Raw genomic sequence first — 18,721 nt, forward strand, 5'->3', positions numbered from 1 at the left:
CCCCGGCCCACCGCGCGGCATTTCCGTCCACCCGCCGGACACCGCGGCCACCGGTTCGGCCACGAAGGCCGCCAGCGCCGCCCCCGAAACCTGGGTGCTGGCGCGGTGCCCGGCCTCGTCCAGCGCCCGGCGCAGGCCCGACACGATCATCCCGCGCACCTGGGCGGCATCGCGGAATCGCACCTCGGTCTTGGCGGGGTGGACATTCACATCGACAAAATCGGACGGCACGGCGAGGAACAGCGCCACCACCGGATGGCGATCGCGGGCCAGCAGATCCTGATAGGCCCCGCGCAGGGCGCCCACCAGCAGGCGATCCTTCACAGGCCTTTGATTCACAAACAGATATTGGTGATCGGAAACACCGCGATTCCAGGTTGGTAGGCCCGCCAGGCCAGCCAGATGCAGGCCTTCGCGTTCCAGATCCACCGCCACCGCATTGCTGGCAAAATCCGGGCCGATGATCGCCGCCAGCCGCGCCAGCGTCGATTGTGGGCTGGCATCGGGTAGCGGCGGCAGGTTCAGGAGGCGGCGGCCCTCCTGTTCGACCACGAAGCCCACCTCTGGCCGCGCCATCGCCAGCCGCCGGATATGGTCGAGACAGGCAGCCAGCTCGGAACGCGGTGATTTCAAGAACTTGCGCCGGGCCGGGACCTGGGCGAACAGGCCTTCGACGCGCGCCACCGTGCCCGGCGCCGCGCTGGCCGGGCCGTCGTGCACCACCCGGCCATTGTCCAGCACCAGCCGCCAGCCCTCACCCTCGGCCGGCCGGCTGGTCAGCGACAGCGTGGCAACCGACCCGATCGACGGCAGCGCCTCGCCGCGAAAGCCCATGGTATCAATGGCTTGCAGATCCTCGTCGGGCAGTTTCGAGGTGGCATGCCGCTCCACCGCCAGCCGCAACTGATCGGGCGCCATGCCGATGCCGTCATCGGCCACTTCCAGGCCATCGATACCGCCGTTGACCAACGTCACCCGGATCCGCCGGGCGCCGGCATCCAGCGCATTTTCCACCAGTTCCTTGGCAGCACTGGCCGGCCGCTCCACCACCTCGCCGGCGGCGATGCGGTTGATCAGCGTTTCAGGCAGGCGACGAATGGGCACCGGCCTGTATTAGGGGCAGTTGGGCGCACTGTCATGTGCTCCCCGTTCCACTTTGGCCTTCACCCTTGCAGAATCGGGCATTCGGGGCCAAAGGCGGCTGATTGGTCGCGCAGGTTCGCGAATTCCATCCTCATGTCTTGGTAAAAGCCCCCAAATATGTCGCCTTTCAGCCGGATGTTTTCCTTCCTCTCCCAGGACATGGCCATCGACCTGGGCACGGCCAACACGCTGGTTTACGTGCGCGGCCGCGGCATCGTGTTGAACGAGCCGAGCGTGGTCGCCATCGAGACCATCCGCGGCAACAAGATCGTCAAGGCCGTTGGCAACGAAGCCAAGGTGATGATGGGCCGCACCCCCGGCAACGTCGAGTGCATTCGCCCTCTGCGCGATGGCGTGATTGCCGACATTGATGTTGCCGAACAGATGATCAAGCATTTCATCAAGAAGGTGCAGACCAGCCGTTTCGGCCGCTATCCGGAAATCGTCATCTGCGTGCCATCGGGTTCGACCAGCGTGGAAAAGCGCGCCATCCGCGACGCCGCCAACAACGCCGGCGCCACCCAGGTCTATCTGATCGAGGAGCCGATGGCCGCTGCGATCGGCGCTGGCATGCCGGTGACCGAACCGATCGGTTCGATGGTCGTCGATATCGGCGGTGGCACCACCGAAGTCGCCGTGCTGTCGCTGAAAGGGCTCGCCTATACCACCAGCGTGCGCGTGGGTGGGGACAAGATGGACGAAGCCATCATCAACTACGTCCGCCGCAACTTCAACATGCTGATCGGTGAAGCCACGGCCGAGCGCATCAAGAAGGAAATCGGCACCGCCAAGAAGCCGGCTGACGGCATTGGCGAGACCATCTTCATCAAGGGCCGCGACCTGATGAACGGCGTGCCCAACGAGATCCAGATCAACCAGAGCCAGGTCGCCGAAGCGCTGGCCGAACCGGTTGCCACCATCGTCGAAGGTGTACGCGCCGCGCTGGAAAACACCCAGCCCGAACTGGCCGCCGACATCGTTGACCAGGGCATCGTGCTGACGGGCGGCGGCGCCCTGCTCAAGGATCTCGATGTGGTGCTGCGCGAAGCCACCGGCCTGCCGGTGAGCGTGGCCGACGAACCGTTGACCTGCGTTGCCATCGGCACCGGCCGCGCGCTGGAAGACCCGATGTATCGCGGTGTCCTGATCACGGCCTGAGCCGGCTCGCACCAGGGGACCCATGGACTGGACTCCCGCCCCTCGCCGACCCACCGCCATCCGGCGGGAGCAGAATCTCGCGCTTGTCTCGGCCGTCATTTCGGGCGGCGTCATTGCGGCCGGGTTGATCCTGCTGCTGGTGGCGCGGGTCAATCCCGAAACCGCCGACGGCGTGCGGGCGGCCGCCACCGATATTGTTGCGCCGGTGTGGTCGGTTGTGCGTGCGCCCATTGATGGCGCGGCCAAGCTGGGCGGCGAATTCAGCGATTATTTTGGCGCCGTTTCGCGGGCTGAGCAACTGGAAGCCGAGCTCGACAAGGCCAATGCCCGACTGCGTGCCGCCCGCACCGGCCAGCGCGAACTGCAGCAACTGAAGCGGCTGATGGCCGTGCGCGAGCCCACCCGCACCGTGGTCGCCACCACCCGCATCGCGGCGGCAACTGCGGGCAGCGTGGCCCGCACCGCCATGCTGGCCGTGGGCGGCGGCGATGGCATCACCCGCGACATGCCGGTGATCGGCGCGGAAGGCCTGGTCGGCCGCACGTTGGAGGTTGGGCGCTTTTCTGCCCGCGTGCTGCTGATCACCGATCCCTTGAGCCGGGTGCCGGTCATTGTCGAACGCACCGGCCAGGCCGGCCTTGCCACCGGGCGCAACCTGCCCACCCTGCTGCTGGCCGATCGCATTGGCCCCGATGTGCCGTTGGTGGTGGGCGATCGCATCGTCACCTCAGGCGATGGCGGGGTCTATCCGCCCGGCGTGCCAGTGGGTGTGGTGGTCGATCCGCGCAGCGATGGCCCGATCATCCGCCCAGCCGCCAGCCCGCTCGGCGGCGGCTTTGTCACGGTGGAAAAGGCGTGGCTGCCGATTCCCGATACCAGCCCCAAGGGCCCGGTGTTCGATGCGCCGGTGCCGGTGGAGGCCCGCACCCGCGGCGCCCCGCCACCGCGCCTGCGTGATGCCGAAGCCCCGGCGCAATGACGCCGTATCGCCCGTGATCGCCACGCCGCCGCCCCCTGCCCTGCTGATGACTCCGGCCGAACGCCGGCGCTGGCTGCTGTCGACGTGGCGCTATGCCGTGCCGGCGCTGGCCAGCATGATGCTGCTGGTGCTGATGCTGGCGCCACTGCCCTTGAGCGTGCCGGCCATGCCGCACCTGGCGCTGATGGGCGTGCTGGTGTGGGCGATGCTGCAGCCGGCGCTGATGCCGCCCTGGCTGGCCTTCTGTATCGGCGCGCTGGCGGATCTGCTGTTCGGCGTGCCGCTCGGCGTCAATGCCACGCTGTTCGCCATCGCCACCGGGGTAATGCGCCTGTCGGGCCGGCTGTTCGGCCGCCATGGCAGCGGCTTTGACTGGCTGCTGGTCGCTGCCGTGCTGTTCGGCTTCCTGCTGCTCACCGGGCCGTTGATGGCACTGGCTGGCCGGCCGACGCCGGTGCTGCCGCTGCTCTGGCAATGGCTGACCAGCGTGATGGCCTGGCCGCTGGTGGCGCGGGGGTGCGCCGCCGTACAGCGCCGGCTGGCGGCGACGGCACCGCTCTGGCGCCATGGATGATCCTGTCCGCCGCATGGAATTTTCGCGCCGTGCCCTGCTCTTGGGCGCGGGCATGGCCACAACCGGCGCGGTGCTGGCCGGGCGCATGGCCTGGCTCGCCGTGTTCGAAGGCGAACGTTACCAGCTGAAAGCGCAGGAAAATCGCGTGCAGGATCGGCTGATCCCGCCGCGCCGGGGCTGGATCGTCGATCGCGGCGGCAAGCCGATCGCACTCAACCGCCCGGATTATCGGCTGGAACTGCGTCCGGCCGAGGTGGAAAATCTCGATGCCGCGCTGATCGCCATTCGCGGCGTCATCGATCTCGATGTCGGCGAGGAACTGCGCATCCGCGATGATTGCGCCAGCCAGCCCAGTTTCATGCCGGTGGTGGTGCGCCAGAACCTGACCTGGCCGGAATTCACCGCCTGCAATGTGCGCCTCGCCACCCTGCCCGGCGTCACCCCGGTGCAGAGCTTCTCGCGCTTCTATCCGGAGGGCGAGCGCTTTGCGCATCTCATCGGCTATGTCGGCGCACCAACGCCGGAGCAATATCGGGAGGACAGGAACCCGCTGCTCATCTACCCCGGCTTCCGCATCGGCAAGGATGGCATTGAACGTCACGAAGACAAGCGCCTGCGCGGGGTCGCAGGATCATCGCGGGTGGAAGTGACGGCGCGCGGCGAACTGGTGCGCGAACTGGGCACCGAGGCAGACCGGCCCGGCGACACGCTGCGTCTCACCATCAACCGCGACTTGCAGAACTACGCCGCGCGCCGGCTCGGCGACAATTCGGCCAGCGTCATCGTCATGGACTGCATCACGGGCGACGTGCTCTGCATGGTCTCGATGCCGGCCTATGATCCCAACATCTTCTCGCGCCGTGTGCCGGCGAAATTGTGGAACGCCCTGCAGACGGATGACCATACGCCGCTTTTGAACAAGAGCGCGATGGGGCTTTACCCGCCCGGTTCAACCTTCAAGATGGTGAGCACGCTCGCCGCGCTCGAGGCTGGCATCGATCCGGGCGAGACGGTCGGCTGTTCGGGCGCCTATCGGCTGGGCAACAATGTCTGGCACTGTCACGCCCGGCGCGGCCATGGCGGGGTCAACATGCACCGCGCCCTGCCGCTTTCGTGCGACATCTATTTCTACACAATGGGGCGCCGGGTGGGCATCGATGCCATCGCCGCCATGGCCCGACGGCTTGGCCTTGGTCAGGAATATCCGCTGCCGCTGCCCGGCCAGGCCAGCGGCATCGTGCCCGACAAGGCGTGGAAGCAGCGCAGGTACAAGCAGGCCTGGCGCGAAGGCGAGACGCTCAACGCTGCCATCGGCCAGGGCTATATCATCACCAACCCGCTGCAATTGGCGGTGATGACGGCGCGGCTGGCCAGCGGCCGCGAAGTGATGCCGCGCCTGATCGCTGACGGAAAGGCGCCGGAATTCCCCTCCCTGGGCATCCCGGAATCGCATCTGGCCATCGTGCGACAGGGCATGATCGACGTCGTCAACGCCGGCTTCGGCACGGCGCGGGCCGCGCGCAGCCCGATTGCCGATCTGATGTTCGCTGGCAAGACCGGCACCGCCCAGGTGCGCCGCATTTCGGCGGCCGAGCGCAAGCGCGGCGTCATCCGCAACGAGGCGCTGCCGTGGAAGCAGCGCGACCATGCCCTGTTCGTCGCCTTTGCCCCGGCCGATGCCCCGCGCTATGCCTGTTCGGTGATCCTGGAACATGGCATTGCCGGTGGCAAATATGCCGCCCCCATCGCACGCGACGTGCTGAGCTTCCTGTTCGAGCCGGAACGGGCCCTGGCCGTACTGCCACCGATCGAGGCCGAGGCCGCCCGCGCCCGCGCCGCCCGGGAAGCCAGCGAGGCCGCCGCCAGCATCGCCACCGAAACCCGCCAGATGATGCCAAGCTGGCTCAAGCTCGACATCCAGCCGCCGCAGTTCGAGATCGAAGATCCGGACGCGCCGCAACCCCCGCGCGAGCCGGAGTAAGCGCCGTGGACCTGCTCAACGGTCCCTGGCGCCGCGAACTCGGCCGCTTGCCCTGGGGGGTGGTGCTGCTGGTCTGCGCCATTGCCGGCTTTGGCCTTGTGGTGCTCTATTCGGCTGCCGGCGGCTCGCTGAACCCGTGGGCGCTGAAACAGGGCATCCGCTTTGCCATCCTGCTGGTGGGTGCGCTGGCGCTGGCGCTGGTGCCGCCGGAACGCTGGCTGGGCTGGGCCTGGCCGATCTATCTCACGCTGCTGGTGGCGCTGGTCGGCGTCGAGGTCGCCGGCGCCGTGCGTGGCGGCAGCCAGCGCTGGCTCGATATCGGCATCATGCAATTCCAGCCTTCGGAGATGATGAAACTGGCCATCGTGCTCGTGCTGGCGCGCTATTATCAATATGTGCCCAAGGGCTATGAAAGTCGGCCCGATGTGCTGCTGCCGGCGCTGGCGCTGATCGCCATGCCGGTCGGGCTGGTGATGCTGCAACCCGATCTGGGCACGGCGCTGTCGATCCTGTTCGGCGGCGTGGTCGTGCTGTTCCTGGCCGGGGTGCGGCTGTGGCTGTTCGGCACGGCGGCCGCAGCGGTGGCGGCGATGCTGCCCATCGCCTGGAACATGCTGCACGATTATCAGAGGAAGCGCGTGCTGATCTTCCTCGATCCCGAAAGCGATCCCCGCGGCGCCGGCTATCACATCACCCAGAGCAAGATCGCCATTGGCTCGGGTGGCCTTACCGGCAAGGGATTCCTGGGCGGCACCCAGAGCCACCTCGATTATCTGCCGGAACTGCACACCGATTTCGCCTTTGCCACAATGGCAGAGGAATGGGGCCTGATGGGCGGGCTCTATGTCATCATTCTCTATGGCATGGTGCTTGCCTGGGGCATCCGCACTGCAATGAACGCGAAAAGCCAGTTCCAGCGCCTGCTCAGCCTGGGCCTGATCGCGACCTTGTTCTTCTATCTGGCGATCAACATGATGATGGTGATGGGCCTGGCCCCGGTCGTCGGCATCCCATTGCCGCTGATCAGTTGGGGCGGCAGCGCGATGATGACGGTGATGATCCTGCTCGGCGTCGTCATGGGCATCGCCCGCGCCAACCGGCCCCGACTGGATTGAGGGGCTGGCTTGGTGCCGACCATCGAGCCGCTGCCCCAAAAAACCGGTTTACAACCCCCCACCCCCCTGCTAATCGCCCGCTCCCGACCGGACGGCCTCGCCGCCCGATCCCTCGCCCGATCGGCGAATGGACGCATAGCTCAGTCGGTAGAGCAGCTGACTCTTAATCAGCGGGTCCCAGGTTCGAGCCCTGGTGCGTCCACCACCTTCTTAATGACTTAGATGTGAGTTGCGGGCATCGCCTACTGGCGGGGCATCAATGGGGCACCAGATCGCGGCAGCACCTAGCTTGCGAACCGCTTCACGATAAAATCCAATCCCATGTTGTCTTGGATCTGATCATGCGGGATCAGAGCGTAGCGCCACGGCTTGCCGCCATGTGGCATTCCGTGCTCGCTCGCTTGCTGGCACCACTTTGTGGCCACGTCACGCTTCGCAAGCACATCGCTATCTTGCATCTTTGTCGCCATCTTAGGCTCAAGCATAAGGATCTCGATTTCAGTCTCCGCCACAAAGTCCGGAATGTATTCCTGATGATCGCTGCCATCGCGATAGAACATCTGGAATTGCCCCTTAGCGGGCTTGAACCATTTCAGGCTCTCACGCTCAAGAATGACCGAGAGCTTGCGCTCGGTATCAGACTGGAAACGGACCGGCGTCAGCAGACACTTGGAGTACCCCCCAAACAGGTAGCGCGCCATGTTGGACTTATCGGCAGGCGGCAACCGATAATCGAGTGGTTCGGTCTTCTCAGACGTATGGGCCGATGAACGGATTTCGGTGAATCCCTGTTTGACCACCGCCTCATATTCGACCGTGTCATCGATCCAATAATGATTGAGCATTTGCGCTCGGACAGCGCGGGCAATTACGTCCTGCTCCGCCTGCAACAGCGCCATCAGTTCGTTGTGCTCCATCCGCGAACGGAGATGCTCCACAACCTGTCCCGCCAGATCATAAAGGAGATCGGCATTGTCATCATACGAAACGTCAGGGAAGTTGATCAGTCCGCTGACGACATAGTCCTCTGGCGTCTTTTCGAGGAAATTGCCCTGAATGACGCCGATGGTATCCGCCTCATTCCGATCAAGGTAGCGGGCCAGCAAGGCACCATCAGGCGCAACGAGGTTCATGGTCGAAAGGTCCAGCTTGAAGGGTCGGAATCCTGCCTTCACCTCGCCCTTTGGCATCAGGGATATACGCGGGATGCTGATCGTCTGGTCGATGACCTCAGATGAGGTCTCAGCGGCAATCTTGGCGAAGTCCGGCGGCGGGACTACGCCTTCCAGCGCCATCTGTTGCGGGCGATATTGGCTCCGCACCTCGCGGACGAGCTTTTCCTGCACATCGGGTCGGGTTAGATAGCTGATGTCCGGAACTACAGACGGATCACGCGACAGCTTCCGGATCGCCTCATAGGTGAGCTGTGCGACGCGCTGCGTCTCGGCATCCTCAAACTTGGGTTTGGGCTGCGTGCCTGCATATTTCGCACCCTCATCGCCCTGCCCCGAAGGCAGGCCCAAGCGCGCAAGAATGGTCGGTGTGGCGACAACCGTTACCTTCTTGTGGTCCAATATCTCCTCATCGAGCACTAGCGTGCGCAGCCGAATGGGGGACCTGGGATTGTTCGCTTCGTCCACTATCTCCTGAAAGCGGTCATGCGCCACGATGTTCAGGCGATCCACCGCTGCAACCCCAGTGCGTTTGCCATATGGCAACCGAAGGCCGCGCCCGATGCTTTGTTCAATCAGGGTGCGGGCATTGGCGGCGCGAAGCGGCACGATGGTGTAGAGGTTGGTTACGTCCCAGCCCTCTTTCAACATGTTGACGTGGATGACGATTTCGACCGGGTTGTCGGCGTGCTCCACGGTCAGCAGCTTTTCGACCGTTTCCTCTTCCTTCACGCTCGAATCGACCTGAATCACCTTCTCGGCATAGTTGCCGCCGAAAAACACGTCGGACTGGATCAGCTTCATCAGTTCCGCCGCATGGGTCGTGTCGCGGGCGATGACGAGGACAAAGGGCTTGACGATCCGCTCGCCATTTTCGCGGGCATAGGTTTCCAGATCGACCTTCACTCGCTCGTGCAAGCGGATGCCGTCCTCCAGCTTTATCTGTTCGATGCTCGCGGGCGTTTTCCCGGCTGCGATGAAGTTCTTGCGCGTGACGACCGCCGGGTCCTTGACGAAGCCATCCTCCATCGCGCGGGCGAGCGGATAGTCGAACACCACATTGCGGAACGGCACCGGCCCCTTGCTGCCCTCGACAAAGGGCGTCGCGGTCAATTCGAGGCCCATGACCGGGTTCAGCTCGTTGATCGCCCGCATGCCCGCCGTGGCGCGATAGCGGTGGGATTCATCCATCAGCATGACAAGGTCTTGCTGCTTGGAAAGGTAATCGAAATAACTGTCGCCAAGGGTTTCCTGCATCGAGCGGATGCGCATCTGTTTGCCGCCGCGCACTTCGCTGGTGATCTTGGAAATGTTGAAGATGTTGATCTTGCAGCGCAGGACATCGTCCAGCAGCGCGCCCCGGCTCTCGTAATTCTCGCCGGTAATGACCTCGGGGGTCATCACGGAGAATTCGGCAATGCCCTTGAACACATATTTGGGCGTGTTGCGTGTGAAATCCTCGATCAGCTTCTTGTAGATCGTAAGGTTAGGCGCAAGCACGAAGAAATTGTTGATGCCGTGCGCGATGTGCAGATAAGCGACGAAGGCCCCCATCAGCCGGGTTTTGCCGACGCCGGTTGCCAGCGCGAAGCAAAGCGAGGGGAATTCGCGCTCGAAATCAGTCACGCCGGGGAATTCACTGCGGATCGCCTCCAGCGCGGCCTTTAGGTCAGCGCCTTTGCGGGGCGCGACGATCTCGGTCATCCGGTCGAGGATTTCGAGGCTGCGGCGCTGCGGTGCTCGCAGGCTCAGGCGGTTGCTGATCGCGTTGACATGACGGATGTTGCTCATTGCCCGTCCTCCCCGTCAAACAGGCCGCCTTGCAGGGGATTGCGCGCGGGTGGTGGCGCGTCATCCTCCACCGCCTCCGCCATCGGCAGGTTGGCGACGTTCAGCGAATAGTCGTCATGCCCCCATTCGCATTTGGAGCGGATGTGGTTGGGGATTTTGCGCAAGGTGAGGTTGGCGAATTGATCGGCATTGCCGCGCCATGCGGAACACAGGATCAGTAGCGAACGATCCGGCCCGACATCATCGGACAGCGCGGCCAGCTCATCCGGCCCCAGCGTCTGCGTGGTGACATAGAGGAAGTCGCGCTCGCTCGATTGACCCTGCTGCCACCAGATATCGGGGCTTGGCTGATAAGTGTAGCCTTCCAGCTTGCACAGCGCCTCCGCCAGCATCGCCGCGTCATAGTCCCGGCTTATGATCTCGCGACCCCACTTGTCCTTTTCAAGCAGGCTTGGTGCAAGCTCGTAGTAGCGGAAGCCACCGCCACCCTTCCAATCGACCGCTTTGCTGATCCCGCCCTGGTCGCTGCCATTAATCACTTTTTGGAGGCGTGGCAGAATGTGAGTGTGAGCTTGGTCCCTCAGCTCCACCATAATCCAGCGGCGTCCCATCTTGTGAGCAGCTGCTCCCGTAGTTCCAGACCCACCAAATGAATCTAGGACCCAATCTCCCGGGTTTGTCGATAAATCAAGGCAGCGCTTGATGAGCGCCTCCGGCTTCTTGCCTTTTGGAAAATCGACACCGCCCTCGTTATGCAAATTGTTAGACAGGATGTCGTCCCAAATACTAGTCAGCGGCTCACCGGCAACATACTGACCATCGACGAGCTTTAGCTTGTCCGCATAAAAAAGGATACGCTGTCCGCCGATGAAATACATATCCGAGAGGTTCGGCCGTTCGAGCTTGAAAACCTCTCGGGGGGCACTTTTGGATGCATCAATCATTTCGCGCGCAGCTGAGCTGACCGCGTTATAGTCTGGTCTCGCAAGCTGTATTACCGCCTCAGCATTTGCATGAACAAATGCGGTCATCTCAGTCTCAAAGTCATCTCCGAGTGCCTTTTTCACCGCCTTTTCTGGGATACCTTTGGCGTCTGAAAAGGCTCGCATCAATGTGCAGAAACGCCATTCAGCAAATGGTTCGGCGACGTTCTCAATGAACTGTCCGTAACGCTTATCGCGCTCAAACCGTGCAGTGAAAACACGGTTTGGCTTCCAAACCGATTTATCCTTAGCGTAGATGAGGATAAAGTTGGACGTACTGACAAGTCCGGGATTGATGGACTTGTGGCCGGTTGCAGAACCCTGTTTGAAAGTGGCGATGTTTATGCGGTTCCGCCGGCCAAAAATTTCGTCGGTTAGAACGGTAAGATAGGCAAGTTCGTTGTCATCGATGTGGATAAACAAGGTTCCGTCGGGAGCCATCAATCGATGAATGATTTCCAGCCGATCACGGATCAAAGCAAGCCATAGCGAATGCTCAAGACCATCCTCATAATGATCAAACGCTTGTTGGGTATTGAATGGCGGATCAATGTACACGCACTTCACCTGACCTGCAAAATCCGCCTCCAAGGCCTTCAGCGCGAGCAAATTGTCGCCATGGATCAGGATATTGTCGAAGATGTCATTGTCACTCACCCGCGCCGCTGCGTGATAGCTTCTCTCAGGAATCTCCCTCAGAATGCGCGGTTCCAGCCGGGGCCGGTTCTCCTTGCCCACCCATGTCAGTTCAAGTTTCTGCTTCTTCGTCATGTGATATCGGTTTCATTCGGCTGGGGCGGCGCAACGGCGGGAGCTGCCTGCCCTTGATTCTGAGGTTGGAAGATAGCAGCCTTTAGCGCACCAAACAGGTTTTGGCAGTCGCCTTGGGTCTTAAACACCGATTGGAAGTCGCGCTGCGTCGTTAACACCTGCAGCCCACCAAGGACCGCCTCATAGGCCGCAAAGCCTTTGGCCACGGCCTGAGCGAGCAGCTTCTCGGCATAGTCCGACACAGCGGCAGAGATCGCGGCCTGCTCGTCGGCCGTCAACGCTAAGGCTTCGCCCTCCTGCGGCTTAAGCCTAACATAAATCGCCGACAGGACGATCCAACGCGCATTCGTGTAAAACGACTTGGTTGCTCCATTGGCCGCTTTGGCGCTGTCCCCCATCCCTTTCAGCACGATCCGCTGCGCTTGGACCGCGCGCCAAGCCGACCGTGCCGAAAGGCCTTGCGGAAACACGCGCTGGTGGCGGCTGGGGCACAGGACATCATCCGGAAAGGCAACGTCCAACGACAGAAGCGAGGGCCGGTTTGCGGCAACGCGGGTCACGAGATCGCAATCTGCGGCGTTGGCCAGACACGCGCATGCCGTCAACGCCTCATCAATGGTGAAGTTTGTCTCGTCGGCGTCAGGCGTATCCTCATCAATGCGGTAATGATAACCGATCCCATGCGGCCTCAGGGTCGATGCCATTTGCGCATGCAGTGGATAGGCGGCGGCAAAGTCTTTGAGGAGCACGGTGTTCTGAAAGTTCGCCGTCCGCGAAATCCGATCCGCAAAAGCACGGTCATCCACGCACTTTTCCAGCGATACGATCTTGATAAAGGCGAACCCTTTCGGAGCAGCATCACCTTCGGGAACCTGAACGCATTTGGCGATAGAGCCAAGCGTTTGTGCGCCATTGATGATGGCAAAGCCCTTGGCGGTTACCCGCTTGCGTTCCGCGTTGGTTCGATCAACGGGGTAGAGCTCCAGCCGGTCGCAGTAAGCAGTCAGCCCGTTGTTGAGATAGTGGAATAGCTGCGCCTCATCTGAGAGCGTTTTCTGGATGTCCTCGTTAACCTCGGTACTGCCTTTGAAACCCCTGATGTTCGCGCGCACCAGCTTTGCGCCGTGTTCGTCGTAAAGCGCCTTCAGCTTCTCTAGCGGGATCAAACCATAGATGGTTTCGTAAGGCGTGGTGACATAGCCAGGGCGAACGATCTCAAGCTCGACCGTTTCGATCCCCGGCCCAACATCCCCGCCACTGACCCAATCATTCAAAGTGGTCAGGTTTACCGCTTGGAACGCGAAATAATCGTCTGTTTGATCAAGCGCGAGCTTCGCGCGCAAGCTTTCAAACAAATGTTTGCGGTCCTCGGAAACAAACGAAAGGCCTGAATAGCACAGCACGGCCCGGGCCTGCGTTGACGCGTTCTTTAGAGCCGCTTCAAGCTGGGGACGTAAGGCGGTGATTTTCGCGTTTTCTGCAAAGGCATCAAAACGCCCTTCGAGCATGTTTTCAAGGCCGGTCTTGAACTTAGTAACGTCTCCCAAGTCCGGTTCGCCCGTCCCTGAATGAATGTACTTCGACTGAACCAGCCAAAGCGTATTGGTGACAGGGGAAAAGTAGATTCCATCAATTCCGCCATCGCCACCGCCATCGACGACGCCTGCGGCGGCATCTTGAATTGATGCACCACCAAGCTTGTGGAGCGCATAGGCGGCGAGCGCCCTGCTAAGAAAATCCCGCTCATTTTGATCCGCATCGCCATTTGCCTTGATCGGTAAATGGCCGTCGAAAAGCTCATGAAGCTTGGGCGCTAACGCCAGAACTTCAATCGGACGATCCGCCATCAGATGACGCTCCACCGGATCGTGAAGAGGTTTTCTTCATCGACCTTTTGCTCAAGCCTCGCCTCGATATTGTTGATGAGCTCGGCCCGCTGCTCATCGATGCGGTCCTGTGCATCGAACAGTGAGCGCCGCTTGCTATTGCGCTCGCTTTCCAGCGCCTTGACGGCCTTTTGGCCCGCCAGCTTATCCTCAAGCGTCAGCGCCGCCGTTGCCGCACGCCTGGCCTCTTTAATCTGCCGGTCAATCTCTCTGATCTCACGTTCCAGTCCAACTTTCAGATCATCTGCCCAACCGTCGAGTTTGGTCGCCTCTTCCTCGAAGAAACGGGCATTGCGCTCCGAGATGGCCTGCCGAACATGCGCCCGCTGTTGATCGATAGCATTGGCAAGTGCAGCATCAATCAGGATTGGAACGGCAACCTCGGAGCCTACCGCACCGCCGACCGTCATCAAGCGGCTGGTCATCTCATCGGTAAGGATCGTCCCGCCATCAGAAATGGCAGAAAGCAGCAGATGGTCTTCGCCCTGCCCCAAAGCTTCAATGCTCAGCAGCCTTGCAGTTAGCCACCCGGATTGCCCCTTAAGCGGGTTCAGGATCGAGACCTGCCCGTCATGCCCGGATAGGTCAAAGGTCATTTCAACGATAGGGAGATTACGCCCTTTCGCGCGAGCGACAATCGCCTCACCCAGTGGGTGATTGATCCGAAACAGGTGCGCTTCGCCTGTCCGTCTCGGCAGCTCATAGAGGCCAGTAGGTATCTCGTCAGCGGCCAGCCATTCGGGATGACGCATAAGGTTGAAACTGGAGTCGTCAATAAAGTGCGCGTCATTGGCCAATTCAAACTCGGCCAAGCGCATCAGACTTCTCTCGAAGCCTTTAAGCTGCGCGGTTGTGTTTTCACTAGTATTGCGCAGCTTTTCCCTTACCTCGTCATCAAAATTTTCAAGCAACTTACGCCGTGCGTTCGTCATGGCCTCATTTATTTCAAGACTGAGCTCCAATTGCAGCTTGTCGAATGCAGCCTTGATCTCGTCATGCTGACGGCATTGCTGATAGATGCCGGCAATGCGCTTTTCGAGATCAACCCCAGATTCAATTGCCCCGAGCACCTCATCGCTGGCGCCGAAAACACCTTCAAATAGCTGAAACTTCTCGGCTAGTAGTTCATAAACACGGCGATCAGCTTCATTCTTCCGGTTTAGGAAGTTGACCACCACGACATCATGCTTTTGCCCATAGCGATGGCAGCGGCCAATGCGCTGTTCGATCCGCTGGGGATTCCAAGGCAGGTCATAATTCACGACCATCGAGCAGAACTGGAGGTTTATGCCCTCAGCGCCTGCTTCAGTCGCAATCATGATCCGCCCCTTTTCGCGGAAGTAGTCAACCAAAGCGGAACGCATGTCCGCTGTCCGCGAACCGGTAATGCGATCCGAACCGGTATGTTTGGCCAACCAAACATCATAGATTTGCTTAGATTCTGGGTCGGTGTTGGAACCATTGAACAGGACAATGCCCTCTGCATAGTCACTGTCACCTAGAAGGCGGAGAAGGTAGCTCTGGGTCTTTCGGGACTCGGTGAAGATGATAGCCTTCTCGGCTGCGCCAAGCTCTCGTGCCTTGTCGAAGCCGACTTTCAACGCTTTGAGAAGGGCTAGGCCTTTCGCATTATGCTCGACGGATGTGGCCAGATTCGTAAACTCACGAAGGTCGGCAATCTCGTTCCTGAGTGCTTGCGCTTCTTCGTGAGATATCGGCTCGACCTCATCATCACCCCATTCCTCGGCTGTCTCGTCGAGAACCTCGTAATCCTCATCCAACTCGTCAACGAGGTCTTGGCTAGGCTCCGCATTGTCGAGACGCTTTTGCAGGCGGTCTGCGATAGAACCTAGTGCCCCGGCGATGGCGAAGGTCGATGATGCGAGCAACTTCCGCAGGACAAGCGTCATAAGTGATCGCTGGCTTGGTGGCAGCGCTTGAAGGTTCGAGCGCCCGAGATACTCGGTCACATGATCATAAAGACGGTCTTCAATTTCGCTCGGGTCAAACGCCTCAAGGATGGCGTGACGGCGAGTGTAGGGCACATATGCGGTTACCTGTCGACGCAAAGTGCGATGGCAAACGGGGCGCAGCCGCTCCTTGAGAATGTCAAACGATCGATCCTGAGATAGATTGGCAAACTGTTCGCGAAAGCTCTTCAGATCACCAAATGCGTGCTCGTCGATAAAGCTCACCAGGCCGAAAAGCTCGAGAAGCGAATTTTGCAGTGGCGTCGCGGTGAGTAGCAGCTTCTGCCTACCCTCAAAGGCCCGCTTCAAGGTATTAGCGATCACATTTGAGGGCTTGTAAACGTTCCGAAGGCGATGGGCTTCGTCCAAAACAACAAGATCCCACGCAGTTCCGCGCACATCCAATTCCTTGCTGCGGGCAAACTGGTAGGAGCAGATCGCGACGCGTCCCGGGCGGTCAAAGGGATAGCGTTCACCGCTCTTGATCAACTGGTTGTATGACTTAGCTTCAAGAATTTCGCAGGGTAGGAAGAACTTTTGACTGAGTTCCTGATGCCATTGCTTCCGCAGATTGGCAGGCGCAACGATCAGGATGCGCCGCTTGCCCTCGGCCCATCGTTGGGAAATGACCAAACCGGCTTCGATAGTTTTCCCCAATCCGACTTCATCAGCCAGCAGGGCTCCTTTTGAAAGGGGTGACGCAAAGGCGAATAGTGCCGCATCAACTTGGTGCGGGTTCATGTCGACCTGCGCACCCGCAACAGCGATCGCAAGCCGTTCCGAACTATCGGCCGAACGCCGCCGAACCAAGTCCGACGCTATGAATTTTGCGTGATACTCGTTAATGCCAGCCATAACCAAGGGTTAGCCGAGGCTCGTCGATAGGTCATGCGGAATCTTGATCGGGTTTGGCAGTGCTTGCCACAACAAAGTCTTTTCGCCTGGTGAATTGAAGGCGGCATACATTAACATCCAACGGAGGGTCATTCAAAAATGAGCGGCGGGATCGTCTATATTCTGACCAATGAAGCAATGCCGGGATATGTCAAGATTGGCCTCACGCAACAGGATGATGTCGGGGATCGGGTAAGGCAGCTTGATAACACTTCGATCCCGGTTCCTTTCGAGTGCTACTTCGCGGCCCATGTGCCCGATTGCCGAAAGGTTGAGCGAACGCTGCATTTCGTCTTCGGTGGACGACGCGCGCGGCGCAACCGTGAGTTCTTCACGATCGATCCAGACTTGGCGAAGGCTATCATCGAGTTGGTCGCCATCGACAAGGTTTCCCTGACCGATGCAGAACAATCTATCGACAAGGAGGAGCGGCGCGAAATCGAGGATATGCGCAAACGCCGTGAGGTGAGGACCTTCCCGAGCATGAATATTCCCGTTGGCAGCGTGCTGACGTTCATCAAGGATGAAACGGTCACCTGCACCGTAGCCGGCCCGCGCAAGGTCAACTTTCGAGGCGAAGAAATGAGCCCGTCCAAGGCTGCGCTGCTTGTCATCCATGAAATGGGATACGATTGGCCAGCAGTCAGCGGTATGGCCTATTGGGCCTACGAGGGGGTCAAGATCGGCGACTATGGAAACCGAGAAATCGCAGATGACGATGATGCCTAGCCGGTCCCTAGTCCAAACTCATCATTGCTGGAATTAGTCTATGGCTCGAGCTGGGGGCTACATCCTAAAGGTGTCTAAGAGTCGGCAAGAGGCACTCTTGAACGACCTCGACGTACGAGGTCTTTTTGCCGAGGCGGTTCCGTATTTTCAGCATAGTCGCAACGCTCCTTTGATTTGCTTCATCAGTTTCCAGCCGGGATATGTAACTCATATTGGCAAAGGCCGAAGAGGAGTTAGCGCTGGAACTGACCTTAGCCGCCTAAATGTCACTGAGGTGGTCGAACTTCCCGAACCGATCAGTTTTCGCGACATACGAGACGAGCTTGACGGTCACGTTTACCGACACATCGATCAGCGACTTAGAAGCGGGGGATTGCTGCCGCCAGCCAGCTTTTCGGCACTTGTCGATGCGCTCAGCGAACTGGCTCCGGATTTGGCGTCAACGTTGCAAAGCTACAGCCGAAGCCGAGCGCAGCGCATTTCTTCTTTGCCAGAGCGTGCGCGAGATAATCTTGCAGAACAAAAGGAAAGTGTGGCGATTGCGATGTCAATCGCAGGAATAGACAAACGCCAACTTGCAGATTGGCAGCCTCCTGCGGACATGGACGCATCAACCTCTTATCTGGATGGGCTAGATGCATTTCGCGCCCGTGAAGACGCAATGGTTATCGCCGATTTACGTCGCATGCCCGGCTTTGATCAAGTTCGCGAAATGACCCACGGGAGCGCGGTGTTTGAAAACGACTTCTCTCGTTTGACCGTAACAATTGCCAACCATCTTCCGCTGGAGGAGCAACTAGGCGTGGACCTGATCTACTTTAACGAAACATTTCAGTCGTTTGTCATGGTCCAATACAAGGCGATGGAGCAGGTCGAGGGCGCAAGCGAAGCAGTGTTTCGCTTTCCATCAGCTCAGCTTGATATCGAAATATCGCGTATGGACGACCACTTGAACCATATTCGCCACGCCACTGGCAATGGAACTCGGACTGACTATCGGTTTTTTGAGAACCCGTTCTTTCTGAAATTCTGTCCCAGACTGAACTTCAATCCCGACGATACCGGCTTGGTTAAAGGGATGTATATTCCTTTAGATTACTGGCGTCTGTGCGCAACAGATGAGGAACTGGTTGGTCCGAGAGGTGGTCGTGCTCTGACCTACAGCAATGTCGGTCGTCACCTTAACAACACCGAGTTTGTGCAAGTCGTTTCGAAGGGCTGGATCGGCACCAATGCTGCACAATCAGCCCTTCTTATACCTTTGATCCGTGAGGTCATACAAACTGGTCGCGCGGTCACCCTCGCTGTTAAAATCGACAAACGGCCGCCGGATGGCGAAGGGGAAAGTTCGCTAGAAGAATGGATGAACGCCGAAGGAACTCGGGCGGATGAATCAGTCCAAATCCGGCTGAACGAATCCTTTTGAGGCAAGCTGCGAGAAGCCCAATCGGCTATTGGAGCTGCAGAACCGTGCGCCGCATCTCCAGCTATTGATACTAGACCAGGGACGTTTTCACTCAACAGAAGGCTGACGGAGCTGCCCCAAGTCACAGTATTTCGTTAAAAAGCTAGCTT

The 18,721-nt window shown here is 59.8% G+C and carries 12 protein-coding genes and 1 tRNA gene; 8 read left to right on the plus strand and 5 right to left on the minus strand.

What is annotated here, in order from left to right:
* Positions 1–1,104, minus strand: a 1,104-nt coding sequence (gene mutL / locus GJ693_RS02250) for a DNA mismatch repair endonuclease MutL (RefSeq protein ID WP_156254714.1), incomplete at its 3' end; no start/stop codon positions are given.
* 156 nt (positions 1,105–1,260) lie between these two features.
* Here mutL and GJ693_RS02255 point away from each other — a divergent pair.
* The 6 genes from GJ693_RS02255 to GJ693_RS02280 all read left to right on the plus strand — a co-directional run bounded on the left by GJ693_RS02255 (position 1,261) and on the right by GJ693_RS02280 (position 7,155).
* Positions 1,261–2,301, plus strand: coding sequence for a rod shape-determining protein (locus tag GJ693_RS02255; protein WP_156254715.1), 1,041 nt, complete (start codon positions 1,261–1,263; stop codon positions 2,299–2,301).
* 22 nt (positions 2,302–2,323) lie between these two features.
* Positions 2,324–3,280 carry a rod shape-determining protein MreC gene (mreC, locus tag GJ693_RS02260; protein ID WP_156254716.1) on the plus strand — a complete coding sequence of 319 codons (957 nt, stop codon included), beginning with the start codon at positions 2,324–2,326 and terminating at the stop codon, positions 3,278–3,280.
* A gap of 13 nt (positions 3,281–3,293) precedes the next feature.
* On the plus strand, positions 3,294–3,854 hold the full coding sequence (gene mreD / locus GJ693_RS02265) for a rod shape-determining protein MreD (RefSeq protein ID WP_197041901.1): 561 nt from the start codon (positions 3,294–3,296) through the stop codon (positions 3,852–3,854).
* On the plus strand, positions 3,847–5,835 hold the full coding sequence (gene mrdA / locus GJ693_RS02270) for a penicillin-binding protein 2 (RefSeq protein WP_156254718.1): 1,989 nt from the start codon (positions 3,847–3,849) through the stop codon (positions 5,833–5,835). The genes mreD and mrdA overlap by 8 nt, the downstream gene beginning before the upstream one ends.
* Positions 5,836–5,840: 5 nt before the next feature.
* A complete protein-coding gene (gene rodA / locus GJ693_RS02275; protein WP_156254719.1) occupies positions 5,841–6,950 on the plus strand; it encodes a rod shape-determining protein RodA in 1,110 nt (369 codons plus the stop codon).
* A gap of 129 nt (positions 6,951–7,079) precedes the next feature.
* Positions 7,080–7,155: transfer RNA gene (locus GJ693_RS02280), tRNA-Lys, on the plus strand.
* Positions 7,156–7,234: 79 nt separating this feature from the next.
* Here the strand turns inward: GJ693_RS02280 and GJ693_RS02285 are convergent.
* Genes GJ693_RS02285 through GJ693_RS02300 form a run of 4 tightly spaced genes read right to left on the minus strand, consistent with a single transcriptional unit; the run spans position 7,235 to position 16,378 of the window.
* A complete protein-coding gene (locus GJ693_RS02285) occupies positions 7,235–9,913 on the minus strand; it encodes a DEAD/DEAH box helicase (protein WP_156254720.1) in 2,679 nt (892 codons plus the stop codon).
* Positions 9,910–11,667, minus strand: a complete 1,758-nt coding sequence (locus tag GJ693_RS02290; RefSeq protein ID WP_156254721.1) for a site-specific DNA-methyltransferase — start codon at positions 11,665–11,667, stop codon at positions 9,910–9,912. Before GJ693_RS02290 ends, GJ693_RS02285 begins: the two co-directional genes overlap by 4 nt.
* Positions 11,664–13,514 carry an AIPR family protein gene (locus GJ693_RS02295; RefSeq protein ID WP_156254722.1) on the minus strand — a complete coding sequence of 617 codons (1,851 nt, stop codon included), beginning with the start codon at positions 13,512–13,514 and terminating at the stop codon, positions 11,664–11,666. The genes GJ693_RS02290 and GJ693_RS02295 overlap by 4 nt, the downstream gene beginning before the upstream one ends.
* On the minus strand, positions 13,514–16,378 hold the full coding sequence (locus GJ693_RS02300) for an SNF2-related protein (RefSeq protein ID WP_156254723.1): 2,865 nt from the start codon (positions 16,376–16,378) through the stop codon (positions 13,514–13,516). The genes GJ693_RS02295 and GJ693_RS02300 overlap by 1 nt, the downstream gene beginning before the upstream one ends.
* Positions 16,379–16,516: 138 nt before the next feature.
* On the opposite strand from GJ693_RS02300, the gene GJ693_RS02305 reads away from it, so the two are divergent.
* Together GJ693_RS02305 and GJ693_RS02310 are read left to right on the plus strand one after the other, a co-directional pair.
* A complete protein-coding gene (locus GJ693_RS02305; RefSeq protein ID WP_156254724.1) occupies positions 16,517–17,146 on the plus strand; it encodes a GIY-YIG nuclease family protein in 630 nt (209 codons plus the stop codon).
* 97 nt (positions 17,147–17,243) lie between these two features.
* Complete coding sequence (locus tag GJ693_RS02310; RefSeq protein ID WP_197041902.1) at positions 17,244–18,572, plus strand: hypothetical protein; 1,329 nt, start codon at positions 17,244–17,246, stop codon at positions 18,570–18,572.
* Positions 18,573–18,721 lie beyond the last annotated feature (149 nt).

The sequence above is a fragment of the Sandarakinorhabdus oryzae genome (genome assembly GCF_009733735.1).
GTDB classification, from domain to species: domain Bacteria; phylum Pseudomonadota; class Alphaproteobacteria; order Sphingomonadales; family Sphingomonadaceae; genus Sandarakinorhabdus; species Sandarakinorhabdus oryzae.